The following is a 13,019-nucleotide window of genomic DNA, read 5'->3' as shown; positions in this document are numbered from 1 at the left end:
GACTTATTAGTTGTGCTTATGTATGTTTGACCAGTCTAGCGCATCTCGATAAAACTTCGGCAGTAAATCACTATTTATGTTAATAAATACAACTGCTTGCTCCATAGCCCACCAGCTACCTGATTCATACGCTTTTACTGTTGCAAGGATATAATACAGGGTGTTTTTTTCTTCCATTAGAGCGTCTTTGATTGGTTCTGGAAATGGTAAACGAAGGAGTAATTGCTCCATTGGGCGATCTAATATTGCATCCAACAACGAAAAAAGACCGGTTAAAAAGGCACTATTCGCTTGCGAAGGCGCTATCTTTTTCGCTATCAGCTCACAAAATCGGGCCCGAATGATACACATTTTGATCAATTCGTTAGGTTTCGTTTGTGCAACGTGAGCGGTGATAATCAAGCTAACAAACTTCTTTATATGATCATGACCTAAATAAACTAAAGCCTGTTTGAGTGACTCTATTTCTTTTTGGACAGGAAACACACCGCTGTTGATCAATCTTAATAACTTAAATGCTAACGCTGTATCTAATTGAAACAATCGCGCAATCGCATTGATATCAGGATGCTCTTTCATAACTTGTGCATAGATGGTCAAGGCTAATGCATAGTTTATATCAATATCTCTTTGTTGAATGACTACCGGCTTGGCAAAAAAATAACCCTGAAAATAATCAAAGCCCATCTTATGAGCTATTTTAAAATCATCAATAGTTTCGACTTTTTCGGCAAGCAACTTTAGCTTTTTGTATTTTTGCAGCCGTCGAATAAGCGGTTCAATTTGCTGCAAAGGTGTTATTTGAATATCAAATTTGATTAATTTAACAAGTTTTAAAAACCTTTCCCATTTAGGCTCATATACAAAATCGTCAAGTGCTAACACAAAGTTTTTATGAAACAGCGCACGACATAGCTGGTAGTTTTCTTCAGTCGGCTCAATTGTTTCGAGCAACTCAAGTACCACATCTTGCGAAGGCAAAAATGCACATAAATCCATTTTTAAAGAATCAGGACCGATATTTATCAGTGCTTTTTTACCAGAAGTAATATGTCGAGTGCCAAAATTAAGCTGATTTTCCATGATCAGTTTCGCCGTTGCGACACTTTCTTCAATATCCGGAAAATAATTATCACTACTATTACGAAACAACAATTCGTAGGCAACTACATGTTGACGACGATTGAATATTGCTTGGCGCGCAACAAATACTTGCACTTTTTCACCCTTAAACTCGACTATTGATGGTTAGTTACAAAATAAAAAACAATACTAAGTAACTAAATCATAATGTTATTACAATCCATTATAGCTAGTAAGATGATAAATAGCAGTATTAATTATAAAGTTTACTAATATAGTCCTTTGCTACGTGGGACCATGTAAAGCGAGCAGCCTTTGCATTGCTGACAATTTCGACCCATTGTTTAGGTTGTTCTTGTTTCAGAGTAAGAGTATTAGCAAAGCACGTTACTAGCGCCTCGCTTTGTGTTTGTAATGTGTCACCACTAAAGCTAAAACCATTTTCCATATGTGTAATGGTATCCTTTAAGCCACCAACTTGGTGCACTAAACAAGGCTGTCCAGCTCGCATAGCTAGCATTTGGCTAATACCGCACGGTTCAAAGGAGCTTGGCATCAAGAATAAGTCTCCTAACTCATACAGTAATTCGCCAACGTTATTACCATAACCCCTTAAAAACAATAGGTTACTATTACGCGCCATGGCGGCTGTCATGACATCTTCAAGAGCCGTGTCACCGGAACCTAAAATTATCATACGTCCTTGCTGTTCATTTAACTTTTCACACAATGCATCAAGCACTTGCTGGTTTTCGTAGGGTTGGCGCAGTAACAAAGCTTTTTGATCGGTTAGGCGTCCAACACTGGTGACTAAAGGCCCTTTAACTGGCTGCTCAATAAACTGCTGTAACCGCTGATGAGCTATATAGTAACTGCTTTGCAGGTTAACTTCTTTAGCCATCCAAGCAAACAATGCCTGCTCTATTTCAAAGTATAATTGTGATAACGTACTGCTTATCTGCGCATTTTGATTGTGCTCAGTGTACTCACAGCCATTTAATATTCCGACGACTTTATTGTTTGCCATCGCATTATTCAAATCGCGCTCTAAACCTTCGCCACCAAAAAAGCCGTTATGCGGTTCACTGGCTTGCAATACTTCTAGTGCGTAGCTTGGAGATACTAAATGTATCTTATCAACTAAATTGATAGCGCTGCGCATCGGATTAAAGCAATGAGGATAACGCGGATCGCATAATACCTCGCCGTTATAACTTAACGCCGGAAACCATGCTTCTAAACTTGAATCATCTCCTTTGAATGGGCGGATCCCTTGCAGTGCAATATTGTGTACTGTAAATATACTACGCAAAGAAGAAAAAGATGCAAACCGATGATCAAACTTTAACAATACCGCCACACACGCACTGTGCCAATCATGCAAATGCAACACATCGGGACGGGTGATAACACCTTGCAATAGCGCTTCACACACTGCAGCATTAAATAATGCAAACTTAGTGGCATCAGTGGCAAAAGGTCGGTCACCATCATCATTACAGTATACAGCGCCATGGTGCTGGCTAAATAACGGATGTGACATTACTAATTGCCTGACTTGCTGCTGATCTACATATACTTGCGACACTTGAACATCATAAATATATCCTGCAAAGGGCACATGGAGCGTGCCTAATTGCACACGCTCTAACGCGGTAAAACCATAATCTGGAATAACCACGTCAACGGTTAAGCCAAGCTCCGCTAATGCTTTGGGACAATCTCGTAGTACATCTGCAACACCACCCACTTTGGCATTTGGTAAAGCGTCATTTTCGGCCGCAACCATTAATACATGCATCTTTTTCTTACTTCCTACAACTGTATGATATTTAAGCTAACTGTTTACTCTCACGCTCTTGGCGCTCAAGCTTTTTGGAAAGTTCTGTGAGCATTTCACGAGTCACTAATACTATGCCCTTTTTAGACACTCTAAAACCATTTTCCTCGTCGACTTTACGATCAAAACCGATTTCAACACCCGCAGGCACTTCACAACCGCGGTCGATAATAGCACGACGAATGCGACAATTACGTTGAATAATTGCACCTGGTAATATCACCGACTCTTCAATTTCACAGTATGAACGAATATGTACATTAGAAAATAACAGTGATTTACGAACCACCGAGCCTGAAATGATACAGCCGCCTGATACGGTTGAATCTACAGCCATGCCACGTCTGTCGTCATTATCAAAAATAAACTTAGCGGGTGGCAGTTGTTCTTGGTAGGTCCAAATAGGCCAAGTTGGATCGTATAAATCCAGCTGTGGTTCTGGCATCACCAGCTCCATGTTTGCTTCCCAAAATGAGTCCAGTGTACCCACATCGCGCCAATAAGGTTGGCCGTCATGACCAGGCTCTCGAAATGGAAAAGCAAATACATTATGCTCTTCAATAATTGCCGGAATAATATCATGGCCAAAATCACGGCCTGAACCTTCGTTTTCTGCGTCTTTTTTTAGTTGTTCAAATAAGAACTCAGTATTAAATACATAATTACCCATTGATGCTAAGCAAGTCCCCGGACGACCAGGAATTGAACTTGGCATTTTCGGTTTTTCGTCAAAACGACGCACTCGCTTTTCTTCATCTACCGTCATCACACCAAATGTTTCTGCAGCTTCCTCGCAGGGAACTTCTATACAGCACACTGTCATGTCCGCACCAGTTTCTACATGTTTTGCCAATAAGCCACCGTAATCCATACGGTAAACATGATCGCCAGATAAAATCATTACATATTTAGGTAACTCATGACGGATAATATCCATATTTTGAAACACCGCATCAGCAGTGCCGCAATACCATTCGTCACCATAACGCTGTGATGCAGGTAATATCTCTACAGATTCACCCAGTTCCTTTTTAAAATGACCCCATGCACGGTTAACATGGCGGATCAGCGAGTGCGATTTATATTGTGTTGCAATCCCAACACGACGAATACCTGAATTAATACAGTTTGATAGCGGGAAATCGATAATACGATGTTTACCACCAAAATAAACCGCCGGTTTGGCCCGCCAATTTGTTAATTCATGTAAGCGTGAACCTCTGCCCCCTGCTAAAATCAGTGCGTAGGTTTCTCGTGTCAGACTACTTATGTAGCGATTTGCATAACTTGGCATAATTTATCTCCGTATTAATCTTTGCTATTGCTTACGGCTGTGTCGGCCGAACTAGATGTTGTTAATGCTTCTAAATGCCAAATATCATCACTGTATTGGCTGATCGTTCTATCACTTGAAAAAGTACCACTGGCCGCAGTATTTAAAATACTCATTTGCGTCCAATGCTGTTTATCTTGATAAGCGTGTTCAACAGCTTTTTGAGCTTGTACAAAACTATCAAAATCGTGGGCAACCAACCAAGGATCATGAGGACTTTTGATTGCACCAATAATGTCGTCAAATAAACCAGGTTCGAATAAATTAAAGTGCCCACTTTCAAGTAATTGCATAACATTCAGTAAGTCAGGTGTATTATGAATAATATGTAATGGGTTATAGCTTTGTTTTATTCCTTCAATTTGCTCAGCTTGTGCACCGAATAAGAAGAAGTTATCAGCTCCTACTGCATCGCGAATTTCTATGTTAGCACCATCTAAAGTGCCAATTGTCAGCGCACCATTCATCATAAACTTCATATTACCAGTACCAGATGCTTCTTTACCTGCGGTTGAAATTTGTTCAGACAAGTCTGTTGCGGGGCAAATAGTTTCCATTGCTGTAACATTATAATTTGGTAAAAATGCCACCCGTAAATAAGGCTGAGCAAGTGGATCTTTGTTGATCACATCTGCAACATTATTAATTAGCTTAATAATGCGCTTAGCCATGTAATACCCCGGTGCTGCTTTGCCTCCTAGTAATACACAGCGTGGCACTAAATTGGCGGTATCGCCACGACGAATACGGTCATATAGGTGAATAATGTGTAATACATTCAGTAATTGGCGCTTATACTCATGAATTCGTTTAACTTGCACATCAAATAGCATGCTAGTATCAAATTCAACACCACAACGTGCTTTGACTAAATCAACTAGCCGTTGTTTGTTTTCAAGTTTGACGCTTTGCCATTGTTTATGGAATTTAACATCATCATAATAGCGACGCAGCTGGCTAATTTGCGCAAAATCCCTCACCCAATCTTGACCAATTTTTTCACCAATCAACTGGGTTAGTTTAGGGTTACAATGAGCTATCCACCGCCTTGGCGTTACACCATTAGTTTTATTGTTGAATTTTTCAGGCCACAATTCATAAAAAGTTTTAAACAAACCTTCTTTAAGTAATTCTGTGTGCAATGCTGCTACGCCATTAACTGAAAAACTGCCAACAATGGCTAAATACGCCATTCTTACTTGTGGATCTGAGCCTTCTTCAATTAAAGACAACGCTTGTTGTTTTGCAACATCCCCCGGCCATGCCAACGCAACTTGAGCAAGAAAGCGCGCATTTATTTCATAAATTATTTCAAGAATACGCGGTAATAAACGCGCAAATAATGACACAGACCACTTTTCGAGCGCTTCTGGAAGCAACGTATGATTGGTATACGCCATGGTTTTTGTGGTGATCTGCCATGCAGCATCCCAATCCAAGTCATAATCATCAATCAGCAATCGCATTAACTCTGCAACAGCAATACTTGGGTGGGTGTCATTAAGTTGAAAAACATGAAAATCAGCAAAATCACTAAACTTTTCACCATGCTGTGATACCCATAGACCAACAATATCTTGTAAGCTCGCCGACGATAAAAAGTATTGCTGCCTTAAACGTAGCTCTTTACCATTTTCGCTGCTGTCATTAGGATAAAGTACCATGGTGATTTGTTCGGCAAGGTTTTTATGCGCGACGGCTTCTGAGTAACTACCGGCGTTAAACTCACCTAAATCAAACTCATCAGTGGCTTCTGATTTCCAGAGTCTGAGGGTGTTAACTATGTCATTTTTATAGCCAGGGATCGGCACATCATAAGGGACAGCTAATACATCTTCAGTGTCTAACCATTGTCGATGAATGCGTCCGTTCTTATCAGTATAACTTTCAACATGGCCAAAAAACTTAACACGCTTGGCTTGCTCTGGTGCGCTCAGCTCCCATGGATGCCCTTCACGTAACCAATTATCAGGCTGCTCTATTTGATGGCCATTTTCGATTGACTGGTTAAACATGCCGTATTCATAACGAATACCATAACCGGTTACAGGTAATGCTAAACTCGCACAACTATCTAGAAAACACGCAGCTAAGCGGCCTAAACCACCATTACCTAACCCAGCGTCATGCTCTGCTTGCGCAACATGTTCAATGTGAGCGCAATAATTATTAAGTGCAAGTTTGACTTGCTCTTCTAAATCTAAATTTAAAATGGCATTACCTAGTGCTCGGCCCATTAAAAACTCAAGTGATATATAAGCCGTTTTACGACGCTTTTCACTGTGCATTTGCTGTTTTGTTGCTCGACAACGAGCGACTAATCGATCGCGAATTGTCAACGCTAGTGCGTTATACAAATACAGTTGAGACTTTCCGACCTTATCGCGCCCAAGGGTATAATAGAAATGGCGTGATAAATCATCTTCAAGCGTACTTTCATCTATTAAAGGGGCATCTTGCCAACCTTTAGCAACACACATTTGTTCACCATTATTCGCCATTACATTCGTCCTCTAAATTGGCTGTAAAAACCCAACTGCTTTGTGCAGCAACCTCAAACTGTTCTGTATTTTTAACCATTGCTTGATCAACACTGCTAAGCGCTAAACGCCATACCGATAAATCGTGATTAGCAGGTAATTGACATTTAACTGCCACATTACTGGCATTCAAAATAATGAGTAATGCCGTATTTAGTTGTGTATCTTTTAAGCTATACATCAAAAACTGTTTTGAACCATCATGCCAGTCACTTTCTTGCATGGCTTGGCTTTGCTCGGTATACCAATCAACACTAAATCGCTTATCGCTATCGTGTAAAAATACACTGTGTTTAAACACACAGTGTTGCTTTCGTAAGGTCAATACATCGTCAATAAAACGAATGAGGCTGTGGCTACGCTGCGAGTCTTTCCATGCCAGCCAACTAGTGCGGTTATTTTGACAATAAGCATTGTTATTCCCTCCTTGCGAGTGCCCCATTTCACTGCCTGATGACAGCATAGGCACCCCTTTGGAAAGTAGTAAGGTAAGTAAAAAGTTTTTTTGTTGTTGTAACCGCATGGAGGTAACTTTTAAATCATCAGTAAAGCCTTCAACACCGCAATTAAACGAATAATTAGCACTGTGCCCATCGCGGTTTTGTTCACCATTTGCTTCGTTATGCTTTTGTTCGTAACTCACTAAATCGGTTAAAGTAAAGCCATCATGACTGGTTATAAAATTAATACTATTTAATGGCCCACGGTGATTATGATCAAACAAATCAAAAGAGCCATGTAAACGTTTTGCAAGATCAGCCAGCATATTGTGCTGCCCTTGCCAAAAGCGCCTAACAACATCACGGTATTTATCATTCCACTCACGCCAAGGCGCAGGAAATGCTCCCAATTGATAACCACCAGGGCCTATGTCCCAAGGCTCAGCAATTAATTTCACTTGGCTTAACACTGGATCTTGATTGATTGCTTGTAAAAAACTATGGGTTTGGCTAAAGCCATGCGGCGTCCGTCCAAGAATAGTTGCTAAATCAAACCTAAAACCATCAACACCCATTATTTCTACCCAATAACGTAAGCTATCGAGTACCATTTTCAAGCTAAATGGGTCGTCTATATTTAAGGTATTACCACACCCAGTGTCATTGATATAAACTTCAGGGTTATCGTTAACACTACGGTAATAACCAGGGTTATTTAGGCCGCGCCAAGATAACAAAGGACCGTCGCTACCAGCCTCTGCGGTGTGGTTGTAAACCACATCTAAAATCACTTCAATACCCGCTTGATGAAGTTTAGTAACCATTTGTTGAAATTCACCAATTTCATCAGTTACTAAGTAATCTTTATTTGGTGTAAAAAAATTTAATGTATTGTAACCCCAGTAGTTTTGCAGGCCTTTGGCGGTTAAAAACTGTTCGCTAATAAAACTATGTACCGGTAACAATTCTAAAGTGGTTACGCCAAGTGTACGTAAATGCTCTATAAAACTGGGATGGCTCAAGCCCAAATAGGTACCTTGTAGCTGACTTGGAATAGAGGGATGTCGTGCTGTGGCGCCTTTAACGTGACATTCATAAATAACCGTTTCTCCCCAACTATGGCCCGGTTTTTTACCTTGATAAGGCTGCAGCTGTGTGACTTTAGATTTAGGGATATCAATGGCGTTATTTACCGTACTCAAAGTACCTTTAGGCATTTGCCCATAGTGGCGTTCACTCCAGGTAAACTCACCAAATAAATCTTTTGCATAGGGATCAATTAACAATTTTTGGCTATTAAAAAACAATCCTTTTTTAGGTTGATATTCACCTTCTGCGCGATAACCATATAAAGTGCCCATAGCCAGTGGGGTTATATGTAAACTCCATATCCCCCCTTCATTATTATTCATTGCTAACTTTAAAACTTCGGTATGACCACTGGCATCAAATAAACACACATACAACTGTTTAGCCAATGGCGCATAAACGGCAAAATTTACACCGTTTGTTAATACACTGGCTCCAAGCGGAAAAGTTTGCCCTTTATTTAATTCAATCGATAAACTCATCAGCCACCCTTTTTAAATAAACCGTCGCAAGCGCTGGCAGTGAGAGTTTAATACTATGTTGATGCCCGTGGCATGGAGTTGCTGTACTAGTTGTTTTAGCTGATTGCCCACACACTTGTACTCCAGAACCAAATAACTGTTCATCATCGGTATTTAAAATTACTTCAAATTCACCTGAGCTTGGCACACCAATACAATAATCATGATAAACCGTTGGTGTGAGGTTACTTACCACAACCACGTAATTACTGGCTTTCTTAGCAAAGCGAATAAAACTAAAAATACTCTGTTGAGCATTTTGATTATCGATCCAGCTAAAACCTGACGGTTCAGTATCTAGCTGATGTAAAGCTGGAACTTCGCGATATACTTTATTGAGCTGCGCGATAGTTCGTTGCACACCTTGATGCGATAGATGCTCAAGCAAATGCCAATCAATTGATTGATCATGATTCCACTCGCTACGCTGGGCAATCTCACCGCCCATGAACAGTAATTTTTTGCCCGGATGCGCCCACATAAATGCATAGTACGCGCGTAAATTTGCAAATTTTTGCCAATCATCACCAGGCATTTTTTCAATTAATGAGCCTTTACCGTGCACCACTTCATCGTGGCTCAAAGGTAAAATATAATTTTCACTATAGGCATACACCATCGAAAAAGTTAATTCATGATGATGATGTTGGCGATATAATGGATCGCGTTGCATATAGTGAAGGCTGTCGTTCATCCAGCCCATATTCCACTTGTAGCCAAATCCTAAGCCATCATGATTCACCTGACGGGTAACACCAGGCCACGCTGTTGACTCTTCAGCCACCATCATAATGCCGGGGTTATTAGCATAACAACGTAAGTTAACTTGCTTTAAACACTCAATAGCACCAAGATTCTCGCGCCCGCCAAACTTATTCGGGATCCACTGTCCATCTTCACGACTGTAATCAAGGTACAGCATTGAGGCAACAGCATCGACACGTAATCCATCAATGGCAAATTCTTCTAACCAATACATTGCATTAGCAACTAAAAAGCTGCGGACCTCTGGGCGATCATAGTTGTAGATATAGGTATTCCAATCTGGATGGAAACCTTGACGCACATCGGCATGTTCAAATAAATGTGTGCCATCAAAACGATGCAAGCCATGCGGATCACTTGGGAAGTGGCCTGGAACCCAATCAATGAGTAAACCAATGTTAGCTTGGTGACATTGCTCTACAAAATAACGAAAATCATCCAAACCGCCAAACCGACTCGTTGGTGCAAATAAGCCAACTGGCTGATACCCCCAAGAACCATCAAATGGAAATTCACTGATCGGCATAAGTTGGATATGCGAAAAGCCTTGTTCAGTGACATAATTAATTAACCGCTGTGCTAATTCTTGATAAGTTAAATAACGATCTCCCTCTTCTCGCTGCCAAGAACCTAAATGCACTTCATAGATAGAGATAGGTGCATCAATCGCGTTGCGTTTAACACGCTGACGTTGCATTTTATCAGTTAGTTTAATTGCTGCGGGCCGAGTTTGAAGTACTGAAGCAGTGCCTGGTGCTTGCTGCATTTTAAATGCAAATGGATCAGCCTTTTCGAGCACTTCGCCACTGAGAGTTGTTATAGAAAACTTATAACACTGACCTTCACTGAGCTCTGGAATAAATAAGTCCCAGACTCCAGACGCAGGGTTAAAACGCATAAAGTGTTGGCTTTGCTGCCAGTGATTAAATTCGCCAATAACTGAAACACTGCTAGCATTAGGTGCCCAAACACTAAAACGCACACCTGAAACACCTTTAAAATCAATAAAGTGGGCACCAAGATGGCGATATGCGTGCTCTAATGTGCCTTCATTAAATAAGTACATAGCACTATCATCTAGGCTGCTATCAAAACTATACACATCTTCACAAATAACCTGACAATCGCTGTAATCTACCACTAGCTGATAAGCTGAAATATCTTGATTATCAAGCTGTGCTATAAATAAATCTGAATCACCATAGCGTGTGCTAACAATCATTTGCTGAGGCAGTTTTATCGTTACTTTTGTTGCCCCGGGCATATAACAGCGTATTTCACTGTGCGTGTCAGTAATTGCATGTACGCCTAAAAAACTAAACGGATCTTTAAAACAGCCACGCTTTAAAGCATTAACTTGTTGATCATAGTGCTGTGACTTTGCGGTTTTACGAACAATACTGTTCATTTAATTAGTCCTTATGGAATTAATAGCACTGAGGAATGCACTGTGACGTGTGAATATTTGTTCACTTGAATGCGTTAATACCCGACGCCAATTAGGGTATTCTTGATCCGTTCCAGGAATGTTTACAGGTAACGTTTGCTCATCTAAATCATCGAGCTGGATAGTAAATAACCGCGCTGGTGCAGCGGCCAAGCCTAAGGTCAGCGCCTGATAAACATCACTTGCTGTACTATCTAAAAACAAGGTGTGTGCTGCACATCCTGACAGAAAACGCAGTAGTCGTTGTTTTTCAATATCTCGGTCTGCACGCAGTTGAGTTAACTGTTGTTCATCAATTAATTGATATTTTAATTTCAAAGTAAGATCAAGCCCCTGCCACCAACCAAAGAAAGGCGGTACATCATGGTTTGCAACCATTAACAATGATTGTGGCGCAAATGACTGGGCCGCTAAAAATTCACCTTGATAATCTTTTTCAAAATAGAATAAGCTATTTGAAAATATTGCTTTATCTGCAAGTGCAGCTTTCACCTCTGGTGGAACAACCCCAAGATCTTCACCAATGACAATACATTGATTCAAATGGGATTCTATTGTCAGTACCGCTAATAAATGCTCAAATGGATAATACACATAGCAACCATCTTGTTGCTGTTGATGCTCGAAACACCACCATAAACGGCGAATTGCCATAACATGATCGATACGCAAACCACCGACGTTTTCCATATTTGCACGGATCAATGCTCGGTAGTAGCTAAAATTATTATCACTGAGCTTAATCGGATTCAGTGCTGGCAATCCCCAGTTCTGGCCATGCTCTGCCCATGGATCAGGCGGTGCGCCTACATAAGCAGAATCGGTAAATAACGATTGTTGATTGAGGAATTCGCTACCATCGCCGGCGCAACCCACCGCTAAATCATTGATCAAACCAATACTCATTCCCTGCTCTCGGGCGGTAGTTTGGCATAATTTTAATTGCACATATGCTTGCCATTGCAAGTAGTAAGCAAAGTCGCTGTCAGTAACTTTTAAGGTCGTAAGTGTCGCACCATGTTGTTGACAAAAATCACTAAAGTGTTGTTTGCGGTGCTTACTCCCATGCATACAAAAATGCTGGTATAGCAAGTTAAAGGCTGCGTATTTGAACTCACTCACTGCACTGTAATTAATATACTGCGACTGCAGAGTCCGCTTTTTAAAGTCACTCGCATAGTTGCTTTGTAAATACGCAGTGATATTGGGGTTATTAATGCTGTCATCGCATAAATCAATTGATATATAGAGTGGATTTAATAATGCACGATTATTCGGGCTATATGGACTTGCTCGCTCTGGTTGCTCAGAAAATAATAAATGCAGTGGATTGAGTAAAATATAATCCAGTTTATGACTTGCTGCTTGCTCTGTCAGCGATAATAAATCGGCAAAATCGCCTATCCCTAGTGCTGCATTATTTTTTAAACTGTAAAGTTGAATTGAAAGCCCACTTTGTTTTTTATCCGTCACTTGAAAGCTATATTTAGGTGTCACCCACAGTTGAGTTTCAGCCGTTAAACCTGCAACGTTAATGCTTGCATCATGATAACCAGTAGGCAATGCTGGAAGCGGGAAAATGAGCTCTAAATAAGTGACGTCGTTAAACAAATAATCGCCACTGCATTGTAAATCAGCTAATTGGTAAGTAATGCTGGGCAAATCAAGCTGCGCAAATGAGACTGTACATTGTTGCCCTAACATACGCTTATCAATACGCACTTTAACGGCTGGTTGTTCAGCACATACCAAACTACAATCGGGTACTAATTGCAGCCATTTATTGGCATCTAAGCTGATATTTAAATGAGAAATTTGGGCGTGATCCGTAACATCAACACCACAACAACTGAGTGCCGCACTGCGGGTTGCATCGCTAAAAACCACGTGTTCACCAGTATACTTGGTGTATTCATAGCCAATACCATGTAGATAAAAAAGCTGTGAAAGAGACTCCATTT

At 40.6% G+C, this 13,019-nt stretch carries 7 protein-coding genes; all 7 read right to left on the bottom strand.

From position 1 onward, the window contains the following. Window positions 1–6 precede the first annotated feature (6 nt). A complete protein-coding gene (locus tag H5203_RS06185) occupies window positions 7–1,218 on the bottom strand; it encodes an EAL and HDOD domain-containing protein (RefSeq protein WP_182731590.1) in 1,212 nt (403 codons plus the stop codon). Between the two features lie 118 nt (window positions 1,219–1,336). After that, the gene (locus H5203_RS06180; protein ID WP_145235908.1) at window positions 1,337–2,884 is read right to left on the bottom strand and encodes a glycogen synthase; all 1,548 of its coding nucleotides are present in this window, start codon (window positions 2,882–2,884) and stop codon (window positions 1,337–1,339) included. A gap of 31 nt (window positions 2,885–2,915) precedes the next feature. Continuing rightward, complete coding sequence (gene glgC, locus H5203_RS06175) at window positions 2,916–4,217, bottom strand: glucose-1-phosphate adenylyltransferase (protein WP_145235911.1); 1,302 nt, start codon at window positions 4,215–4,217, stop codon at window positions 2,916–2,918. Window positions 4,218–4,231: 14 nt separating this feature from the next. Then, window positions 4,232–6,757 carry a glycogen/starch/alpha-glucan phosphorylase gene (locus H5203_RS06170; RefSeq protein ID WP_182819497.1) on the bottom strand — a complete coding sequence of 842 codons (2,526 nt, stop codon included), beginning with the start codon at window positions 6,755–6,757 and terminating at the stop codon, window positions 4,232–4,234. After that, complete coding sequence (gene glgX, locus H5203_RS06165) at window positions 6,747–8,807, bottom strand: glycogen debranching protein GlgX (protein WP_145235917.1); 2,061 nt, start codon at window positions 8,805–8,807, stop codon at window positions 6,747–6,749. The genes H5203_RS06170 and glgX overlap by 11 nt, the downstream gene beginning before the upstream one ends. Continuing rightward, the gene (gene glgB, locus H5203_RS06160; RefSeq protein WP_182819496.1) at window positions 8,791–11,019 is read right to left on the bottom strand and encodes a 1,4-alpha-glucan branching protein GlgB; all 2,229 of its coding nucleotides are present in this window, start codon (window positions 11,017–11,019) and stop codon (window positions 8,791–8,793) included. The genes glgX and glgB overlap by 17 nt, the downstream gene beginning before the upstream one ends. Next, on the bottom strand, window positions 11,020–13,017 hold the full coding sequence (gene malQ, locus H5203_RS06155) for a 4-alpha-glucanotransferase (RefSeq protein ID WP_182819495.1): 1,998 nt from the start codon (window positions 13,015–13,017) through the stop codon (window positions 11,020–11,022). Between the last annotated feature and the right edge of the window lie 2 nt (window positions 13,018–13,019).

The sequence above is a fragment of the Pseudoalteromonas sp. SG41-1 genome, assembly GCF_014164575.1.
GTDB classification, from domain to species: Bacteria; Pseudomonadota; Gammaproteobacteria; order Enterobacterales; family Alteromonadaceae; genus Pseudoalteromonas; species Pseudoalteromonas rhizosphaerae.
The sequence above is the reverse complement of the archived record's forward strand: the minus strand, read 5'-3'. Positions and strand labels throughout refer to the sequence as shown.